At 65.2% G+C, this 18,143-nt stretch carries 20 protein-coding genes; 7 read left to right on the forward strand and 13 right to left on the reverse strand.

What is annotated here, in order from left to right; all coding sequences use genetic code 11:
• Window positions 1–55: 55 nt before the first annotated feature.
• The 8 genes from IVB45_RS21105 to IVB45_RS21140 all read right to left on the reverse strand — a co-directional run bounded on the left by IVB45_RS21105 (window position 56) and on the right by IVB45_RS21140 (window position 6,029).
• Window positions 56–679 carry a riboflavin synthase gene (locus tag IVB45_RS21105; RefSeq protein WP_247361538.1) on the reverse strand — a complete coding sequence of 208 codons (624 nt, stop codon included), beginning with the start codon at window positions 677–679 and terminating at the stop codon, window positions 56–58.
• Window positions 679–1,827: a bifunctional diaminohydroxyphosphoribosylaminopyrimidine deaminase/5-amino-6-(5-phosphoribosylamino)uracil reductase RibD gene (gene ribD / locus IVB45_RS21110; protein WP_247361541.1), complete on the reverse strand. Its 1,149-nt coding sequence runs from the start codon at window positions 1,825–1,827 to the stop codon at window positions 679–681. The genes IVB45_RS21105 and ribD overlap by 1 nt, the downstream gene beginning before the upstream one ends.
• Entirely contained in the window at window positions 1,824–2,306 is a 483-nt protein-coding gene (gene nrdR / locus IVB45_RS21115) for a transcriptional regulator NrdR (RefSeq protein WP_007603426.1), read from the reverse strand. The genes ribD and nrdR overlap by 4 nt, the downstream gene beginning before the upstream one ends.
• Window positions 2,307–2,335: 29 nt before the next feature.
• A complete protein-coding gene (gene glyA / locus IVB45_RS21120; protein ID WP_247361542.1) occupies window positions 2,336–3,634 on the reverse strand; it encodes a serine hydroxymethyltransferase in 1,299 nt (432 codons plus the stop codon).
• Window positions 3,635–3,896: 262 nt separating this feature from the next.
• A complete protein-coding gene (locus IVB45_RS21125) occupies window positions 3,897–4,118 on the reverse strand; it encodes a hypothetical protein (RefSeq protein ID WP_106944108.1) in 222 nt (73 codons plus the stop codon).
• Between the two features lie 49 nt (window positions 4,119–4,167).
• Entirely contained in the window at window positions 4,168–4,404 is a 237-nt protein-coding gene (locus IVB45_RS21130) for a hypothetical protein (RefSeq protein ID WP_247361544.1), read from the reverse strand.
• Between the two features lie 202 nt (window positions 4,405–4,606).
• Complete coding sequence (locus IVB45_RS21135) at window positions 4,607–5,125, reverse strand: MarR family winged helix-turn-helix transcriptional regulator (RefSeq protein ID WP_007603420.1); 519 nt, start codon at window positions 5,123–5,125, stop codon at window positions 4,607–4,609.
• Between the two features lie 406 nt (window positions 5,126–5,531).
• Complete coding sequence (locus IVB45_RS21140) at window positions 5,532–6,029, reverse strand: DUF6163 family protein (RefSeq protein WP_027518332.1); 498 nt, start codon at window positions 6,027–6,029, stop codon at window positions 5,532–5,534.
• A 122-nt stretch (window positions 6,030–6,151) separates the two neighbouring features.
• On the opposite strand from IVB45_RS21140, the gene hemB reads away from it, so the two are divergent.
• The 4 genes from hemB to IVB45_RS21160 all read left to right on the forward strand — a co-directional run bounded on the left by hemB (window position 6,152) and on the right by IVB45_RS21160 (window position 9,434).
• Window positions 6,152–7,213, forward strand: a complete 1,062-nt coding sequence (gene hemB, locus IVB45_RS21145) for a porphobilinogen synthase (RefSeq protein ID WP_247361546.1) — start codon at window positions 6,152–6,154, stop codon at window positions 7,211–7,213.
• Between the two features lie 322 nt (window positions 7,214–7,535).
• Window positions 7,536–8,075, forward strand: coding sequence for an RDD family protein (locus tag IVB45_RS21150; protein ID WP_007611123.1), 540 nt, complete (start codon window positions 7,536–7,538; stop codon window positions 8,073–8,075).
• A 163-nt stretch (window positions 8,076–8,238) separates the two neighbouring features.
• Window positions 8,239–9,015 (forward strand): arginyltransferase, encoded by a 777-nt coding sequence (locus tag IVB45_RS21155; RefSeq protein ID WP_247361548.1) that lies wholly within the window; start codon window positions 8,239–8,241, stop codon window positions 9,013–9,015.
• A 71-nt stretch (window positions 9,016–9,086) separates the two neighbouring features.
• On the forward strand, window positions 9,087–9,434 hold the full coding sequence (locus IVB45_RS21160) for a hypothetical protein (protein WP_247361549.1): 348 nt from the start codon (window positions 9,087–9,089) through the stop codon (window positions 9,432–9,434).
• Here IVB45_RS21160 and IVB45_RS21165 read toward each other — a convergent pair whose 3' ends face one another.
• Window positions 9,435–10,787 (reverse strand): Nramp family divalent metal transporter, encoded by a 1,353-nt coding sequence (locus tag IVB45_RS21165; RefSeq protein ID WP_247361551.1) that lies wholly within the window; start codon window positions 10,785–10,787, stop codon window positions 9,435–9,437.
• A 167-nt stretch (window positions 10,788–10,954) separates the two neighbouring features.
• Here IVB45_RS21165 and IVB45_RS21170 point away from each other — a divergent pair, with 167 nt between their 5' ends.
• Window positions 10,955–12,199, forward strand: a complete 1,245-nt coding sequence (locus IVB45_RS21170) for an MFS transporter (RefSeq protein WP_247361553.1) — start codon at window positions 10,955–10,957, stop codon at window positions 12,197–12,199.
• Between the two features lie 114 nt (window positions 12,200–12,313).
• On the opposite strand, the gene IVB45_RS21175 is transcribed toward IVB45_RS21170, so the two are convergent.
• Window positions 12,314–13,573, reverse strand: coding sequence for an adenylate/guanylate cyclase domain-containing protein (locus IVB45_RS21175; RefSeq protein WP_027567270.1), 1,260 nt, complete (start codon window positions 13,571–13,573; stop codon window positions 12,314–12,316).
• Between the two features lie 184 nt (window positions 13,574–13,757).
• Here IVB45_RS21175 and IVB45_RS21180 point away from each other — a divergent pair, with 184 nt between their 5' ends.
• Entirely contained in the window at window positions 13,758–14,915 is a 1,158-nt protein-coding gene (locus IVB45_RS21180) for an MFS transporter (protein ID WP_247361555.1), read from the forward strand.
• A gap of 31 nt (window positions 14,916–14,946) precedes the next feature.
• Window positions 14,947–15,138: a hypothetical protein gene (locus tag IVB45_RS21185; protein WP_247361557.1), complete on the forward strand. Its 192-nt coding sequence runs from the start codon at window positions 14,947–14,949 to the stop codon at window positions 15,136–15,138.
• Here IVB45_RS21185 and IVB45_RS21190 read toward each other — a convergent pair.
• From IVB45_RS21190 to dmeF, 3 genes are all read right to left on the reverse strand, one after another.
• Complete coding sequence (locus IVB45_RS21190; protein ID WP_027567273.1) at window positions 15,135–16,013, reverse strand: DMT family transporter; 879 nt, start codon at window positions 16,011–16,013, stop codon at window positions 15,135–15,137. The genes IVB45_RS21185 and IVB45_RS21190 overlap by 4 nt on opposite strands.
• Before the next feature lie 83 nt (window positions 16,014–16,096).
• Window positions 16,097–16,927, reverse strand: a complete 831-nt coding sequence (locus IVB45_RS21195; protein WP_247361559.1) for an N-acyl homoserine lactonase family protein — start codon at window positions 16,925–16,927, stop codon at window positions 16,097–16,099.
• 78 nt (window positions 16,928–17,005) lie between these two features.
• The gene (dmeF, locus tag IVB45_RS21200) at window positions 17,006–17,956 is read right to left on the reverse strand and encodes a CDF family Co(II)/Ni(II) efflux transporter DmeF (protein ID WP_247361561.1); all 951 of its coding nucleotides are present in this window, start codon (window positions 17,954–17,956) and stop codon (window positions 17,006–17,008) included.
• Window positions 17,957–18,143: the final 187 nt, after the last annotated feature.

The following is an 18,143-nucleotide window of genomic DNA, read 5'->3' on the forward strand; positions in this document are numbered from 1 at the left end:
AGGGGTTCGCGCTATGTAGTCGCCACCAGCGGGTAAGCCAAGTTCAAAGACGCCGTCACTTCATTTCCGTCAGCCGCGCCGCGTAGCGGGCCATCAGATCGACCTCGATATTGACCTCATTCCCCGCCTTCCAGCCGCCGATCGTCGTGACCGTCAGGGTGTGCGGGATGATCAGCACCGAAAAGCTCACGTCCTTCACCGTATTAACCGTCAGCGAGACGCCGTCGAGCGTGATCGAGCCCTTGGTCGCGATGAACCGCGCCAGCTCCCGCGTCGTGGAGAGCTCGAACCGCGCCATCTCGGGCAGGTCCTCGCGGCCGACGAGGGTCGCGATGCCATCGGCATGGCCGGCGACGATATGCCCGCCAAGCTCGTCGCCGATCTTGAGCGCACGCTCGAGATTGAGCCTGGTGCCGACCCTCCAGTGCTTTGCGGTCGTCAGCGCCAGCGTCTCGGCCGCGGCATCGACGTCGAACCAGGTCCTTTGAGCAGAGTCCTTGCCGCTTTCGACGCCGGAAGCAACCACCGTTAGGCAGACGCCGTTGCAGGCGATCGAGGCGCCGTCGGCAATGGTGGTCTGGTCGTAGCGGCAGGCGATGCGCAGCCGATGCAGCTGGCCGTGCGCCGTCGGCGTGAAGCCGACGATCTCGCCGATATCGGTGACAATGCCGGTGAACATTACGCGCGCTCGTAGATGGTGAGAGTATCCTTGTCGAAGGTCTCGCTAGCATGAACCTTGTAGGCCTGCGACTGCGTGATTTTCGACAGCGGCAATGCAGCGAGCGCATCCACCCCGTCGGCGCCCACCGCCTCTGCGCCGCGGAACAGCCAGATCTCGTCAACGAGGTCGGCGGCGATGAAGGACGCCGCAACGCGGCTGCCGCCCTCGACCATCAGCCGCGTGATGCCCTTCCCGGCCAATGCATGCAGCACTGCCGCAAGATCGAGTCCCGCGGCGTTGCCGGGCGGCACGCGGATCACCTGCGCGCCTGCAGCACCGAGCCGCGTGGCGGCCGCGGCCTCCGCGAGTTCAGAACCCACCACCCACAGCGGAATCTCGCGCGCGGAGCCCACGAGCTTGCTTGCGCCGGGAATGCGCAGGCTCTGATCGAGCACCACGCGCACCGGTGAGCGCGCTGCCATGCCCGGCAGGCGGCAGTCGAGCTGCGGATCGTCCGCCAGCACCGTGCCGATGCCGACCAGGATGGCGTCGCTTTGCGCGCGCAGGAGATGCACCCGGTTGCGCGCCGCCTCGCCGGTGATCGCGACCGGCTTGCCCCCGGCCGCGCCGATCTTGCCGTCGGGCGAGACCGCGAGCTTCAGGATCACATGCGGGCGATGATCCCTGACGCGGCGGAAATGCCCGGCGTGGTCGAAGGCGGCTTCGCGCCCGCACAGACCCACATCCACCATGATGCCGGCGGCGCGCAGGCGCGCATAACCTTGACCGGCGACTTCCGGATTGGGATCCTCGATCGCGGCCACCGCACGCTTGATGCCGGCGGCAATCACGGCGTCGGCGCACGGTGGCGATTTGCCGAAATGCGAACACGGCTCCAGCGTGACGTAGAGCGTGGCGCCGCGCGCGGCCTCGCCTGCGCGCCGCAGCGCCTCAGGCTCGCCATGCGGTCGTCCGCCTGGTTGGGTCCAGCCGCGGCCGACGATCACGCCGTCCTTGACGATGACGGCACCGACGGCGGGATTGGGCCAGGTACGTCCCTGCCCGCGCCTGCCGAGCGCCAGCGCAAGCTCCATGAAGCGCCGGTCGGCATCCCTGGACTCGCGCGCCTTCTGCGCGAATTGATCCTCCAGGATGCGGAAGATCATTTGCGGATCGCGGCGAGCCGCGCTTCCTCCTCACCGGAGAGCTCGCCGAGCACGTCGGCGAAATCCTTGGCCTCGCGGAAATTGCGGTAGACCGAGGCGAAGCGGACATAGGCAACATCGTCGAGCGTGCGCAGATGCTCCATCACGGTCTCGCCGATCACTTCGGAGGAGATTTCAGCCTCGCCCCCGGTCTCGAGCTCGCGCACGATGGTGGAGACCATCTTCTCCACCCGCTCCGGCTCGACCTGCCGCTTGCGCAAGCTGATCGACACCGAGCGCATCAGCTTGTCGCGGTCGAACGGCACGCGGCGGCCGTTGCGCTTGATCACTGTGAGCTCGCGCAGCTGCACGCGCTCGAAGGTGGTGAAGCGGAAATTGCAGGCGACGCACACGCGTCGCCTGCGGATCACGGAAGAGTCCTCGGTCGGACGCGAGTCTTTCACCTGCGTATCGAGACTGTTGCAGTTCGGGCAGCGCATCCGTTGACCTTGACCGGTTTTCTTGGACCTTACTGATAGATCGGGAAACGGTCGGTGAGCGCCTTGACCCGTTCCTTGATCGCGGCTTCCACCAGCGGCGCCTTGCCGTCGGAGGACTGCGCGATCGCGTTGAGGACTTCGGCGATCATACCGGCGACCTGCTGGAATTCAGCGACTCCGAAGCCGCGGGTGGTTGCCGCAGGCGTGCCCAGCCGAATACCGGAGGTGACAAACGGCGACTCGGGGTCGAAAGGAATACCGTTCTTGTTGCAGGTGATGGCAGCGCGAACCAGCGCCTTCTCCGAGGCGTTGCCCTTTAGGCCCTTCGGCCGGAGGTCAACCAGCATCAGATGGTTATCGGTGCCACCGGAGACAATATCGAACCCGTGGCCCTTCATCGCCTCGGCCAGCGCCTTGGCGTTCTCGACGACGTTCTTGGCATAGACCTTGAAGTCCGGCCGCAGTGCCTCGGCAAAGGCGACTGCCTTCGCCGCGATCACATGCATCAGGGGGCCGCCCTGCAGGCCCGGGAAGATCGCCGAGTTGAATTTCTTGGTCAGCGCCTCGTCATTCCACAGCATCAGGCCGCCGCGCGGACCGCGCAGCGATTTGTGGGTCGTGGTGGTGGTAATATGGGCATACGGCACCGGCGAGGCATGCACGCCGCCGGCGACAAGACCGGCGAAGTGCGCCATGTCGACCAGGAGATACGCGCCGACGCTGTCCGCGATCTCACGGAAGCGCTTGAAGTCCCAGGCGCGCGAATAAGCCGAGCCGCCGGCCACGATCAGCTTCGGCTTGACCTCCTCGGCCTGCTTGGCGACGGCGTCCATGTCGATGATCTGGTCCTCGCGGCGCACGGTGTAGTGCGCGGCCTTGAACCACTTGCCGCTCATGTTGACGGGGGAGCCGTGGGTGAGATGGCCGCCGGCCGCGAGATCGAGGCCCATGAAGGTGTCGCCGGGCTGAAGCAGCGCCAGAAACACCGCCTGGTTCATCTGGCTGCCGGAGTTCGGCTGCACGTTGGCGAAGTTGGCGCCGAACAGCTTCTTGGCGCGATCGATCGCGAGGTTCTCGGCGACGTCGACCCACTCACAACCGCCGTAGTAGCGCGCGCCCGGATAGCCTTCCGCATATTTGTTGGTCATCACCGAACCCTGCGCTTCCAGCACGGCACGGCTGACGATGTTCTCGGAGGCGATCAGCTCGACCTCGTGACGCTGGCGGCCGAGCTCGCCCTTGATGGCGGCTGCGATTTCCGGGTCAGCCTGCTCGAGCGAGGCGGTGAAAAACGAATCGGGCGCGGAGGCGGTTTTGGCGAAGGTCATCTTGCGAATATCTCCACCGCCGCAGCCTTTTGGCGGGCTACGGGCGGGTCTGGTGTGGCGATCGGAAGCGGCGAGCGCGATCTACCACATCGCCCGCAACAGGCCAAGTAGTTGCGGGTCGGACGTGAGATTTATGCAAGATATGGTGGGATTGGAGGATTTGGACGACCGAGCGGCACCCGGTCGTCCAATGTCCGGGAAGGCGCGGGAAAAGGTCCGCTTTGGGCTCGAAACCGCGCGGGCGCGACCGGCCGGCCGCCCTCTAAAGTCCCGTATACCCCGCCTTCACGGGATCCACGCTGCCGTCGAGCTGCCGCAGATAGGTCAGGCCGCAAACCGTCAACCTATGGGTGTCCTTCTCGCCGGCTTCCATCAGGGTGTTGAGATAGTTCGTCACCTTGGCCCTCGCCTCGGCACTCGCAGCCGACGTGCGGTTGGCGAGCAGGTCATAGGTATGCATGATCCGGTCGATGGCAGCTTCCATGGCACCCTCTGGTTCTTGGCGATTTTCTTGCCGCGTTTGGGAGTTGAGATCAGGCAACCGCTTTGGCCTCGGACTGCGCCTCGAACTTGACGATGGCCTTGTTGGCCAGCCTGATCTTGTTGAATTCGCCGTGCTGGAGCAGCTTGATGACGATCTCGAGCAGGCGTTCGTCGGTGACGAGGGTGTCCCGGATCGCGCCGGAGCGGCGAAGATAGTTCGCGGCGATGGCATAGGCCTCGCTCACGAGTTCCACGTTCATCACCCCCACGCCACGCTCGACCAGCATCGTCAGCCTCCGATCCGGAGGAGATAAGCGGCGAACCGGGAACTCGTTCCCTGCGGTTAGGGATTTTTTTCGCAACCGCGAAATGGAAAAAACGCACCGGTCCGGACACAGCCGGGCCGGCGCGCTTGGGGAAGCTCAGGCACGTTAGGGAGGCTTGCCGGTCTTGTTGTGGGCCGGCTTGGCCAAGTCCCGTCGAAAGAGCTCAGAGACGATACAGGATCTGGTCGGTCCAGAACCGCTCGAGGCGGTGCAGCGACTTGTTGAGGGTCGAGAACTCCTCGCCCGAGATGCCACCGACCTGCTCCACCGTCTTGACGTGCTTCTGGTAGAGCGAGTCGACGATACGGCGAACTTCCTGGCCCTGCGGCGTCAGGCGGATGCGCACCGAGCGGCGATCGACGCGCGAGCGCTGATGATCGAGGAAGCCGAGCTCGACGAGCTTCTTCAGATTGTAGGAGACGTTGGAGCCGAGATAATAACCGCGCGTGCGCAGTTCGCCCGCGGTCAGCTCCTTGTCGCCGATGTTGTAGAGCAGCAGCGCCTGCACCGAGTTGATGTCCGCACGGCCGCGGCGATCAAACTCGTCCTTGATCACGTCGAGCAGCCGGCGATGCAGCCGCTCCACCAGAGTCAAAGCTTCCAGATAGAGCGTCTGCACCGAACCCTGCTGGCCGGAGACGCGCTCTGCGGTATCTGCCGCAGTTGCGACGGCTTTCATCATGACACTTCCCCTGTTGTCGTTTTTATCGACACTCATTCGACGAAACTTGTGTCCCGTCTGATAGGTGCAACTTAAGGGGCTCGTTTGAAGATCGGCTTAAATAAGAGAATAAAGAGATCATGAATTTAAGACAGTGAATTGCGGATTAAGCCTGTGCCACAAGCACTTTTCGCAACTCTCTGTTGACTCTCGCAAGGTCCTGTTCACCCTCCGTCCGCCCCGATTGTCGCATTCCAGAACAGCCCCGCCCCGTTTCGAAACGGCCGCGTAAGAGCTGTGGCGGAACACGCTGGTTAGCGAAAACTTACGTCGAATTTTACGCAACCAACCGTCAACCAAGCGCGACATTCTCCTGTCCCGGACCAGCACAGCGAAGCGGAGCGCAGAGCCGGGACACGAGAGTTTGCTATGGCGGCCGTTCGCGTGCGGCCATCCAGGCGAGTGCGAGATAGGCCGCCAGCATGAAGGCTTCGACGCCGACCACAATCAGGCTGCCGCCGTAGATGCCCGGGAACATCAGTTCGATCACCGCCATCGACACCACGGTCGTCAGCCACACCACGGCGCCCCAGGGCGTCGCCAGCCACAGCCCGACCGCAGCAACGAGTTCGATCACGGCGAAGTAGATGGTCGAGGCCTGCCAGGCCATCGACTGGTTCTCGAACGCCTCGTCCTCACCGCCGACGAAGCCCGTCACCTGCGCCCAATGGTAGAGGCCCTTGAGGATCGAGAGCAGCGCCATCACCCGCAGGAACAGCACGAGCCGGCGCGTCCAGACATTGTCGTCGGACTCAGCTCGCTCCGACGAGATCGCCGCCACCGACATTGCGCTGTCTCTGGCATTGTCTCGGACGGCGTCCCTGGCACTGTCGCGGGCCGCATCGCGGGTGGAGATCTCGGACATGCCCCCTTCTGGCTGCTTTGCCCCGCAAAATCAATCGGCTGCCATCTTTTGCGACAGGTCAAGCCGCGGTGACGGGAACCATGCGAGCTGGTATAAGAATAATTCCAGCCGGAGGAAGAGTGATGGCGATCAAATACGGGCGTCCGATCGAATTGCGCGAGGTCTCGCGCCGGGATGGCACTGGGGCCTCCCCTGCCCTCGATCTGACCGTCCGCCCGCGCCGCAACCGCAAGGCCGAATGGGCCCGGCGCTTGGTGCGCGAGAACGTGCTCACGACGGACGATCTGATCTGGCCGCTGTTTCTGATCGACGGCAACAACAAGCGCGAGCAGATCGCCTCGATGCCGGGCGTCGAGCGTCTCAGCGTCGACCAGGCCGTGCGCGACGCCGAACGCGCGATGAAGCTCACCATTCCCTGTCTCGCGCTGTTTCCCTACACCGACCCGTCCCTGCGCGACGAGGAGGGCTCGGAAGCCACCAACCCGAACAATCTGGTCTGCCAGGCGGTGCGCGCGATCAAGAAGGAGTTTCCGGAGATCGGCATTCTCTGCGACGTCGCGCTCGATCCCTTCACCAGTCACGGCCATGACGGCCTGATCTCCGACGGCAAGATCCTGAACGACGAGACGGTCGCCGTGCTGGTGCGTCAGGCCCTGGTGCAGGCCGAAGCCGGCTGCGACATCATCGCGCCCTCCGACATGATGGACGGCCGCGTCGCCGCGATCCGCGAGGGTCTGGATCGCACCGGCCTGCTTGACGTGCAGATCATGGCCTATGCCGCAAAATACGCCTCCGCCTTCTACGGCCCGTTCCGCGACGCCATCGGCTCGGCCAAGACGCTCACTGGCGACAAGCGCACCTACCAGATGGACAGCGCCAACACCGACGAGGCGTTGCGCGAGGTCGAGCTCGACATCGCCGAGGGCGCCGACATGGTGATGGTCAAGCCCGGCATGCCCTATCTCGACGTCGTCCGCCGCGTGAAGGACACGTTCGCAATGCCGACCTTCGCCTACCAGGTGTCCGGCGAATACGCGATGATCGCGGCCGCCGCCAACAACGGCTGGCTCGACGGCGACCGCGCCATGATGGAGAGCCTGCTCGCCTTCAAGCGCGCCGGCGCCGACGGTGTGCTGAGTTATTTCGCACCGAAGGCGGCGGAGAAGCTGCGGGCACAGGGGTAGACCCCAAGGTCGTCCCGGCGAAGGCCGGGCACATGTGTCTCTTCATCGTCGTCCTGGCGAAAGCCAGGACCCACACCGCGTGATCTCTCGATTCCGATCGGTCGCAGTACCGACGATCAATCTTCGCCAAACATCTCCTTGGGGTAATGGCTCCTGGCTTTCGCCAGGACGACACCGAGGGCGTGCCACCACGACTTCCGCCGCCCCCGAATCGCCGGAATATTTCGGCTTGTTAATCCCGGCGCCCTTGGCACGCGGACGGCCTGTTCCCATGTCCTGCCACGGGAGTCCTGCCACGGGAGTTTCCCTCGGGAGAACGGTTATGTCGTATTCGGACTCGGGCAATGCCTGGCGCAATGACGGTGGGGCGCAGCCGCACGCCTACGATCCCTATCTGCACCCGGAACTGTTCCGCGGCGTTGCGACGCGGCGGGTGTTCGCCTTCCTGATCGACATGGTCGTGATCTCGGTGCCGGTGATCCTCGGCTACCTCTTCATTGCGGTGTTCGGCGTGGTCACGCTCGGCATCGGCTGGGCGCTTTTCTGGCTGGCTTGGCCGGCCTCCGTGATCTGGGCCATCGTCTATTACGGCGCCTGCATCGGCGGTCCGTCGTCCGCGACCATCGGCATGCGCGTGATGGATCTTGAATTGCGCACCTGGTACGGCGCGCCCGGCTATTTCGTGCTCGGGGCCACCCACGCCGTGCTGTTCTGGGTGACCGTCTCGTTCCTGTCGCCTTTCGTCGTCCTGGTCGGCCTCTTCAACGGCCGCAGGCGCTTGCTGCAGGATTTCGTGTTGGGAACGGTCGTGATCAACAATTCCGTTCGTGCGCCGGTGCCTCAAGGCGCCAGGACCTACTGATCAGCGACCTTTCGATCAAGGACCTACTGATCAACCAACCTGGATCAAGAACCTATCAACCTGGACCCGCTATGCTGTCCGATCTGACCTGCCGAGTAGACCGATTGACCGGGGGCTTTCGTAGCGCGATGCTGATGCACATTTTGGAGGCCCACGACGTCCCTTGACCCAGCACTCGCGCGACACCCCACAATTTTACCTCACGGCGCCCTCCCCCTGCCCCTATCTGCCGGGCCGGCACGAGCGCAAGGTGTTTACGCACCTCGTAGGTGAGCGCGCCGGTGACCTCAACGACCTCCTGACCCACGGCGGCTTCCGTCGCAGCCAGTCGATCGCCTACCGTCCCGCCTGCGACCAGTGTCGCGCCTGCGTCTCGGTCCGGGTGATCGCCAACGAGTTCCGCCCCTCCCGCAACTTCCGCAAGGTGATCGCGCGCAACGCCGACATCATCGGCGAGCAGCGCAGCGCGGTGCCGACATCCGAGCAATATTCGGTGTTCCGCGCCTATCTCGATTCCCGTCACCGCCATGGCGGCATGGCCGACATGACCGTGCTCGACTACGCCATGATGGTCGAGGACAGCCACGTCGAGACCCGTATCATCGAGTACCGCAAGCGCGGTCCCGACAGCGGCATCACCGGCCGGGGCGACGAGCTGATCGCGGTCGCGCTGACCGACGTGCTCAGCGACGGCCTGTCGATGGTCTATTCGTTCTTCGAGCCGGGCGAGGTCAGCCGCTCGATGGGCACCTTCATGATCCTCGACCACATCGCCCGCGCCCGCCGGCAGGGATTGCCTTACGTCTATCTCGGCTACTGGATCGAAGGCTCCAAGAAGATGGACTACAAGGCCCGCTTCCTGCCGCAGCAGCGCCTCGCGCCGTCAGGCTGGCTGCGCATCGACGCGCAAGGCGATGCGACGTCCGAGCCGCAGGATTGATCGGCATAGCCGTTCGCCTGCGGGCGACCAATATGCAAGGGCCGTAAGCAGAAGAGACTACGGAGGCATCCTTGTCCCGGACTTACGATTTAATCGCACAGGCCATTATCGAACGACTTCAGGTGCACTGCTCGTATCAGGGTCACTCGCGCGCCGTTTGTCCCGCGTTGCTTGGCCATACGAACGGCGAGGAATACACACTTGCCTTCCAATTCTCTGGCGGCTCCAGCAAAGGACTTCCTCGCGCAGGCGACTGGAAGTGCCTAAAGATCGCCGAGATGAGGAAGGTCGAGCTTCGTTCAGGCAAGTGGCACGCCGGCTCGAGTCATCGCGAAAGTCAGCAATGCGTGAAAGAGGTCGACCTCGACGTCAATCCGCTCAGCCCATACAAGCCGAAACGCCGTCACGGCCCTGATTGATCACCCGAACAGCGTATCCGCGAGCAGCTTCAGGTTCAAAACCACGATGATGCCGGCAACGATCCAAGCGATCGCCGCGACCCACGCCGGGATTACGAACTTGCCCATCTTGCGGCGGTCCGAGACGAACCGCACCAGCGGGATCACGGCGAAAGGCAGCTGCATCGACAACACGACCTGGCTGAATACCAGCAGATCGGCCGTGCCGCGTTCGCCATAGATCGCGGTGACGACGATCACGGGAATGATCGCGATGCCGCGCGTCAGCAACCGGCGCGCCCAGCTCGGCAGGCGCAAATCGAGAAAGCCTTCCATCACGATCTGGCCGGCAAGCGTCGCCGTCACCGTTGAATTCAGGCCCGAGGCAAGCAGCGCCACTGCGAACAGTGTCGAGGCGATGCCGAGCCCGAGCAGCGGCGACAGCAGCTCGAACGCCTGGCCGATCTCGGCAACGTCAGAATGGCCGCTCTTGTGGAAGGTTGCCGCGGCGACGACGAGGATCGCGGCGTTGATGAACAGCGCCAGCATCAGGGCGATGGTGGAATCCGTCGTCGCCCATTTGATCGCTTCGCGCCGGCCGGTGTCGTTGCGCTCATAGGCGCGCGTCTGCACGATCGAGGAATGCAGATAGAGATTATGCGGCATCACGGTGGCGCCGATGATGCCGATCGCGATGTAGAGCATCTCGGGGTTGGTGAAGATCTCGGTCTTCGGCACAAATCCCCTCAGCATCTCGGCCACCGGTGGTGCGGCCGCGGCAAGCTGGACCGTGAAGCAGACTGCGATCACAACGAGCAGTGCGATAACGAAAGCTTCGAGGAAACGGAAGCCACGATTCATCAGGATGAGCAGCAAAAAGGCATCCAGCGCTGCGATCAGCGCGCCGCCGATCAGGGGAATGCCGAACAGCAGCTTCAGGGCGATCGCCGTGCCGATGACCTCGGCGAGATCGCAGGCGATGATCGCCGCCTCGCAGGCGAGCCACAGCAGAAAGTTCACCGCCGGCGAATAGGTCGCGCGGCAGGCCTGCGCGAGGTCGCGGTCGGTGACGATGCCGAGCCGTGCCGCCAGCGACTGCAGCAGGATCGCCATCAAATTCGAGAGCAGGATGACGGAGAGCAGCGTGTAGCCGAACTTGGACCCACCGGCGAGGTCGGTGGCCCAATTGCCGGGGTCCATGTAGCCCACCGAGACCAGATAGCCCGGGCCGACAAAGGCGAGCAGGCGCCGCCACCACACCCCCGCGATGGGGAGGGCGACCGAGGCATTCACCTCGGCAAGGCTCTTGGTCGCAGGCGCATCATTGCGCCAGCCGGCGGCGTCTCGGGTCAGATCGGGAGAGCGAGCATCCATGCGGCGAGAATACCGAACTCGAGCCTTATTGCAACTCATTTGCAACTGCATCTAGCCGCATCGGTCTCTGGGCGGTCGCTATGTGTCGCCCCTGTCGGGAAGCGGGTGGGTTTGGCCGTCATCAGAGGCGGATACTGGCGCCAACCCGACTTTGCAGGAAATGAGCCATGTCAATTCCCCCGCGCCTCCCCGAGACATTCAACCGCCTCGCCTGGTCGAACCTGGCGGCACAGTCGGCCGAACAGATCGCGCTGGCCGCGGCCCCCATCGTCGCGGTGCTGACGCTCGGCGTCGCCGAGGGCCAGACCGGCCTGCTCCAGACCGCGCTGACGCTGCCCTTCGTCCTCTTCGCCATCCCCGCCGGCCTGCTGGCCGACCGCATCTCCCGCCGTTCGCTGATGGCGGGCGCCGAGGCGCTGCGGGCCGCGGCCCTTGCAGCGATCGTGCTGCTGCTCGCGCTCGGCGCGCTCAATCTGCCGCTGCTGGCGCTGCTCGGCTTTGCCGCCGTGTGCGGCACCGTCGTCTACAGCGTGGCCGCGCCGGCGCTGGTGCCCTCCCTGGTGAGTTCGGACCTGTTGCCGGCGGCCAATGCGCGGATCGAGCTCGCACGCACCATCGCCTTCGCCAGCGGCCCTGCGCTCGGCGGCGTGCTGGTCGGGTGGTGGGGCGCGAGCCCGGCCTTCGGCTTCGCGGCCGCGCTCTCGGCTATCGCCGTCGTGCTGCTCTCCGGCATCTACGAGCCCGCCCGCACGCCGGCGCCACGGCGGCATCCGTTCCAGGACATCCGCGAGGGCGCGGCCTTCGTGTTTCATCATCCGCTGCTGCGGCCGGTGTTCATCACCCAGTTCATCTTCAACACCGGATGGTTCCTGCAGATCGCGGTGTTCGTGCCTTACGCCGTGCGTCACCTCGGCCTGACCGCTGCCGGCATCGGCACCGTGCTGACGATGTACGGTGTCGGCATGGTGATCGGCGCGCTGTTGGCCACGCGCGTGATGAAGCGCATCGCGTTCGGCACGGTCGTCGGCCTCGGCCCCGTTACCGGCTTCGTCGCGGCGGTGGTGATGGCGCTGACGGTGCTGGTCCCCTCGCCCTGGCTTGCGGCCTTGAGCTTCTTCCTGCTCGGCGTCGGGCCGATCCTGTGGGTGATCTCGACCACGACGTTGCGCCAGTCGGTGACCCCGCCACGCCTGCTCGGCCGCGTCTCCGCCATCAACATCATGAGCTACGGCGCCCGCCCGATCGGCTCGGCGCTAGGTGCGATCGTCGGCGGCCTCTGGAGCGCGGAAGCGTGCCTCTATCTCGCCGCGGCCGTGTTCGGCGTGCAGGCGCTGGTGATCTGGCTCTCGCCCGCCGTGGCGCTGGACCGGCAGCCGGACATGGTGGGCGATGAGGCGGTGGCGCGGTGTTAGCTGCACCGTCATTGCGGGCGAAGCGAAGCAATCCAGAATCCGTCCGCGGAGACAGTCTGGATTGCTTCGTCGCAAGAGCTCCTCGCAATGACGGAGTAGGTTGTAGCAGCCAGCCTAGCCCGCCAGATACCGCTCGTAGCTCCCCGTCACCGGCTCGCTCGCGTCCACCTCCGGATCGAGCGTGTAGAGATCCTGCGCGCGGCCAATGCCACGCAGCGCATAGCGGCCGGTGGAGACGAGGTAGCGGCGGCCGGTGGCGTCGAGGCCCTTGTAGAATTCCGCCGAGGCCAGCAGCTCGCGATCGACCGAACGGCTCATCGAGGCGATGCGACTGACCTCGTTCACGGTCGGACCGACCACGGTGAAGTCGAGTCGGTCCTCGCTGCCGATATTGCCGTAGAAGACCTCGCCGACATGCAGGCCGATATAGGCGGACGTGGTGGGACGGCCCTCGGCCCCCCGCCTCAGGTTCAGCGCAGCGACGTTCTTGCGGAATAAATGCTCGGCGCGCAGCGCCGCGCGCCGGGCATGCGCCATGTCCTCGCCAGTGAACATCGCGAGCACGCCGTCGCCGATCAGCTTCAAGACGTCGCCACCGGCATCGTGGATCGCGTCGATCACGGCCTGCGCATAATCGTTAAGGAACGGGATGATCTCGTCGGGGCCAATGCTCTCGCTGATTCCGGTCGAGCCGCGCAGATCCGAATACCACAGCACGGCGTTGATGCGCTCGGTGACGCCGCGCGAGATACGTCCGCTCAAGACCTGCTCTGACGCATCGCGTCCGAGATAGACGCGGCCGAGCGTGCGCGCGATGTCGACCTGCTGCGCCGACTTGATCGCGAGCCCCAGCACCGGCACGAGATCGCGCAGCGCCGCGAGCTCGCCTTCGGCGAAGCCGCTGTCGCGTCGCGTTGTCCAGGAGGAGTAGAGGCAGTCCATCTGCCCGAGCGCTCCAGTCTCCCCGAAGCGGTGCACAAAGGCCAGGAAATGGCGGTGCCCCGTTTCAGCGAGCTCGCCGATTTGCGAGAAATCAAGCGTGGGCGCGTCGGCGAGATCGATCACCATCTCGTCGTGACCATGCTCGAGCAAATGATAGAACACCGACCGGCGCCAATTGTTGGCCGCGTCGCCCTCAGCCGTCGAGCCGTATTCGACGACGTCGCTCTCGTTGGTCGGCGTATCGCTCCAGCGGAAGGCGCGCCCCTCGTAGATCGGGTGCAGCGTATCGATGACGACAAGCCCACGCGAGAGTTCCAGCCCCTCGGCGCGGCAGCGCTCGCAGAAGCCGCGCAGCAGTTCGGGTTCGGGCAGGCCGGTGAGCCCCTGGCCGGCCAACCAGTTCATCAGCGCAACGCGCGAGGTCAATTGCATGCGCCATTATGCCGTGCATTCGTGACGAGCGAAAGGCGGCGCGCGGACCTTGCGTCGCCAAGGCTCCCGCTCACGGCCAGGCTCCCGCCCGCGGCGGGTCGCATATGTCGCGGACGCTGTTGACGCGCTGCCGCCTCGGGCCGCAAATGCGAATGATGACACCGCCGATCAGAAATTCGGGGATATGAGCCAGCGCCAGCTTCCGATCATTCTGGCGCTCGGTACCACGCAGACCCTGGCCTGGGCCTCGAGCTACTATCTGCCGGCGCTGCTGGCCGATCCCATGGCGCGCGATCTCGGCATCTCCTCCAACTGGGTCTTTGGCGCGTTCTCGGCCTCGCTGGTGATTTCGGCGCTGCTCGGGCCACGCATCGGGCGACAGATCGATCTGGTCGGCGGCCGGCAGGTCCTCTCGGTGTCGAACCTGACGATCGCCGCCGGCCTCGTTCTGCTCGGCCTCTCGCAATCGGTGGCGGTGATGGCAATCGCCTGGCTCGTGCTCGGCGTCGGCATGGCGATGGGGCTTTACGACGCCGCCTTCGCCGCGCTCGGCCGCATCTACGGCACCGAGGCGCGCAGGCCGATCACCGGCATCACGCTGATGGCGGGCTTTGCATCAACCGTCGGCTGGCCGCTCACCGCCTGGGGCCTCGCCCATATCGGCTGGCGCGACACCTGCTTTGCCTGGGCCGCGGCCAATATCCTGATCGGCCTGCCGCTCAACTTCTTCTTGCTGCCGACGATCAAGGGCGCCAGGCAGGCTGCGGCGACAGCGGTGAAGCCGCATCTGCCGGTCGACCGCACCATGGTGCTGCTCGCCTTCATCTTTGCGGCAGTCTGGACCGTCACCGGCGCGATGGCCGCGCATTTCCCGCGCATCCTGGAGACCACAGGCGCGACGCCGGTCGAGGCGATCGCGGCCGGTGCGCTGATCGGCCCCGCACAAGTCGCCGCGCGGGTTCTGGAGGCAGGCTTCCTCAGCCGCTTTCATCCGCTGTGGTCGACGCGGCTCGCCTGCCTCACCCACCCGATCGGCGCCGTGGTCGTTGCGATCTTCGGCGGCGCCGCGGCCAGTGCGTTTGCGCTGTTCCACGGCTCCGGCAACGGCATCCTGACCATCGCGCGCGGCACGCTGCCGCTGTCGATCTTCGGCCCCAAGGATTTCGGCTATCGCCTCGGCATCATCGGCGCGCCGGCACGGATGGCGCAAGCCGTGGCGCCGCTGGCCTTTGGCCTGCTCATCGACGTCATGGGCGCCAAGGTGCTGATCGTCTCATCCGCGCTCAGCCTCTCGGCGCTGGCCGCGCTGTTCATGATCCGCGCGCAACCACGGCCGGATTGACCGGGCCGGAGCTTTCGCGCACAAGCGAAGCATGACCGAAGACACGCGCCCGCCCCGCACATTCAAAGGCCTCCTGCGCTGGGCGACCACGCCGCCACAGGCCTGGGGTGTCTATCTCCTCGCCATCATCCTGGTCTGGCTGATCTCCTTCTACGCCGGCTCGCTGAAGCCGGAGAAGGCGCCGGAAGCGAGCCCGCCCGCCGTGACCGCACCGCGCAACTAGGCCGGCTTCGTTTCGCCGGTCGCGATCCAGATGCCGGCGAACACGGCGACCAGCCCGATCAGAAGGTTGGGCGTGATCGGCTCGCCGATCAGCAGCGCGGCCAGCAAGGTGGCGGCGATCGGGTTGACCGTCATCGTATTGGCGACCCGGGTCGGCGTTGCCCGCGCCAGCGCCATGACCCAGAGGATGAAGGCGAGCGCACCGCCGCCGATGCCGAGATAGACGCCGGCAATCCACTGCCCCATCGTGAAATGATCAAGCGCTGCAAAGCTGCCCTTCACGAAACCCGCGAGCACCAGCACGGCGGCGCCCGCACCCATGCCGACCGTGAGAAAACCGAGCGGGCTGGAGCGCTGCATCAGCGGCCGCGACAGCACGTTGTAGAACGCCATGCAGAACACGGCACCGCTCATGATCAGCTCGCCGCGCCAGGCGCCCGGCGGGCTTTGCGCCAGGCCCGCCGCCAGCGCCGCCGCCACGCCGAGCACGGCGATGCCGACACCAATGATCTTGCGCGCCGTCAGCCGCTCGACGCCGAGCATGGCGCCGACCACCATGGTGTGGAGCGGCAGCGTCGCAAGCGCGAGACTGGCGCGCGCGGCGGTCGTGTAGGAGACCGCGATGTTGTAGAGGATGAAGAAAAGGCCGAAAAAGCAGATGCCGAGCAGCGCCACGGCCGGCCAATCGGACCGCTGCGGCCAGCGCACGCCGAACAGAACCGCGCACGGCAGGAGGCAGAGAAAGCCGATCCCCCAGCGCAGGATCGCGAGCAGGATCGGATCGGCGCCGCCGACCAGATAGCGGGTGATCGCCGCGGCAGTGCCGCCAAGGCTGCTCGACGCCAGCGCGATCGCAACCCCGGCCCACTCACCCACAATCGTCTCCCGTTGCGGAGCTTGTTGAGGGCGCTAGCACGCCCCTGCTGCCACCGTAGTGGCAACAGGGGCGTCGCGGGAAGCTAGTCGTAAAACTCAGGCGCCATCTTCTGGCTGTCGCGCTGGACCTTGTCGTGGTTGATCCAGAGCTGCGCCTTCTCCTTACTGAGCGTGTCGGCGATCTTCTGCATCGAGGCCGCGCTCTGGTCCTTGTTGGCGTTCATGCTGGGCACGCGGCGGTTGTCCCAATTGTCCTTGAAATGCACGGCGTCGCCCGACAGTACGACGGCGCCGGTCTTCGGCAGCTTCACCACCAGCGATTGATGTCCCGGCGTATGGCCGGGCGTCGACAGGATGGTCACGCTGCCGTCGCCGAACACATCCTTGTCGCCCGCAAGCAGCTCGACCGGGTGCGAGGGCTTGAATCGCGGCTCGTTGTTGGCGCCGGGCCAGTCATACTCGGCCTTCTGCACGTAGAGCGTGGCCTGCGGGAATAGCTCGACATTGCCGGTGTGGTCGGGATGCGTGTGCGAGACGGCCATCATCTTGACGTCACCGGGCTTGAGGCCGAGCTGTTCGAGCTGGGCGGCAAGCGTCTTCGGCCGGCGCCAGGTCACGGCCTTGGGATCGGCGGGCGTAAGGCCGTTCGGCATCGCGGCAACTGCGTCGGCGATGCCGGTGTCCCACAGGAACCAGCCCTTGGCGTGCTTGATGAGATAGCAGCTGTCGACGAAGTCCATCGTCTTGCCTTCGTTGAGGCCGGGCGTCCAGCGCGAGATGTCGCCGGCGGTGCCCTCGCCGCAATTGAGGACGTAGAGCTTTTCGACACCGGTCTTTTCCGATTGCGCCAGCGCCGCATGGCCGCACAGAGCAAGCGCAGCGACGGCGAGAGCGAGCGTGATCCTTGACGTCATTCGTTCCTCCCTTGCAGCCATTGTCGGCTGTGACCGAGGGTCAACCCCGGCCAATTCGCAGAATTCCCGCAGACCACTTTAATGCGGGCAAGTCTCGACCTCGACCGTGACGTGGCTCAGCCCCTTCAACCCGGCGAGCCGCTTTTTGTAGACCGCCGGCTGCTTCGGCTTGTCCGACACCACCGAGACCAGCACGGCGCAATGGCCGGGGCCGACCTGCCACAGATGCAGATCGGTGACGCGGTCATCGCCGATCTCCATGCGCGCCCGGATCACGCGCTCCAGCTTCTCGTCGGCGCGGACGTCGAGCAGCACCGCGCCTGATGTCTTTATCAGGCCGAACGCCCAGCTTGCGATCACGGCACTGCCGATCAGGCCGACCGCCGGATCGGCCCAGGCCCATCCCGAATACATGGCGACCACGAGCGCGGCGATCGCCAGCACCGAGGTCGCCGCGTCCGCCATGACGTGGACATAGGCCGCGCGGAGATTGTTGTCGTGATGATGGTGGTGGTGATCATGGTCATGATCGTCGTGATCATCATGCGCATGGCCGTGATGGTGATGACCATGGTTATCGCGGAGCAGCCAGGCACTGGCGAGATTGACGCACAGGCCGAGAGCAGCGACTACGATGGCCTCGCCATAGACGATCGGCACCGGATTGATCAGCCGCAGCACGCTCTCATAGGCGATCTCGACCGCGATCAGGCCGAGGATGATCGCGCTGGCGAAGGCGGCAAGATCGCCGAACTTGCCGGTCCCGAAGCTGAAATGCGAGCTCCCCAGATGTCGTCGCGCAAAGCGATACGCGAACGCGGCAATCCCCAGCGCCGCCGCATGCGTTCCCATGTGCCAGCCGTCGGCGAGCAGCGCCATCGAGCCGAACAGCGTGCCCGCGACGATCTCGCCGACCATCATGACCAGCGTCAGGATGACGACGAGCCAGGTGCGCCGCTCGTTCTCGTCGTGCTTGTCGCCCAGAAAGGCGTGGTCATGGGTCCATTGTTCGATGGAATGGGAATGCATCGCGAACTCTCCGAAAGGCCCGGGCCGTTAACCCCTAATATAGACCTGCGAGTCTTCTGGGCAAAATCCCCGGAATGAGCCGATTGACAGGTAGGTGCCGTTTCGGTGTAATGAAGGTCATGGGGATTTGAGCGATCTCCCCACGAGGCGACATGCCCAAGTATCGCGTCCCGTTGTTTTTCACGAG

This window comes from Bradyrhizobium sp. 4 (assembly GCF_023100905.1).
Taxonomy (GTDB): domain Bacteria; phylum Pseudomonadota; class Alphaproteobacteria; order Rhizobiales; family Xanthobacteraceae; genus Bradyrhizobium.

Coding starts and splice junctions, on each gene's coding strand:
- IVB45_RS21105 (WP_247361538.1), bottom strand. CDS start 679: ATGTTCACCGGCATTGTCACCGATATCGGCGAGATCGTCGGCTTCACG.
- ribD (WP_247361541.1), bottom strand. CDS start 1,827: ATGATCTTCCGCATCCTGGAGGATCAATTCGCGCAGAAGGCGCGCGAG.
- nrdR (WP_007603426.1), bottom strand. CDS start 2,306: ATGCGCTGCCCGAACTGCAACAGTCTCGATACGCAGGTGAAAGACTCG.
- glyA (WP_247361542.1), bottom strand. CDS start 3,634: ATGACCTTCGCCAAAACCGCCTCCGCGCCCGATTCGTTTTTCACCGCC.
- IVB45_RS21125 (WP_106944108.1), bottom strand. CDS start 4,118: ATGGAAGCTGCCATCGACCGGATCATGCATACCTATGACCTGCTCGCC.
- IVB45_RS21130 (WP_247361544.1), bottom strand. CDS start 4,404: ATGCTGGTCGAGCGTGGCGTGGGGGTGATGAACGTGGAACTCGTGAGC.
- IVB45_RS21135 (WP_007603420.1), bottom strand. CDS start 5,125: ATGATGAAAGCCGTCGCAACTGCGGCAGATACCGCAGAGCGCGTCTCC.
- IVB45_RS21140 (WP_027518332.1), bottom strand. CDS start 6,029: ATGTCCGAGATCTCCACCCGCGATGCGGCCCGCGACAGTGCCAGGGAC.
- hemB (WP_247361546.1), top strand. CDS start 6,152: ATGGCGATCAAATACGGGCGTCCGATCGAATTGCGCGAGGTCTCGCGC.
- IVB45_RS21150 (WP_007611123.1), top strand. CDS start 7,536: ATGTCGTATTCGGACTCGGGCAATGCCTGGCGCAATGACGGTGGGGCG.
- IVB45_RS21165 (WP_247361551.1), bottom strand. CDS start 10,787: ATGGATGCTCGCTCTCCCGATCTGACCCGAGACGCCGCCGGCTGGCGC.
- IVB45_RS21170 (WP_247361553.1), top strand. CDS start 10,955: ATGTCAATTCCCCCGCGCCTCCCCGAGACATTCAACCGCCTCGCCTGG.
- IVB45_RS21175 (WP_027567270.1), bottom strand. CDS start 13,573: ATGCAATTGACCTCGCGCGTTGCGCTGATGAACTGGTTGGCCGGCCAG.
- IVB45_RS21180 (WP_247361555.1), top strand. CDS start 13,758: ATGAGCCAGCGCCAGCTTCCGATCATTCTGGCGCTCGGTACCACGCAG.
- IVB45_RS21185 (WP_247361557.1), top strand. CDS start 14,947: ATGACCGAAGACACGCGCCCGCCCCGCACATTCAAAGGCCTCCTGCGC.
- IVB45_RS21195 (WP_247361559.1), bottom strand. CDS start 16,927: ATGACGTCAAGGATCACGCTCGCTCTCGCCGTCGCTGCGCTTGCTCTG.
- dmeF (WP_247361561.1), bottom strand. CDS start 17,956: ATGCATTCCCATTCCATCGAACAATGGACCCATGACCACGCCTTTCTG.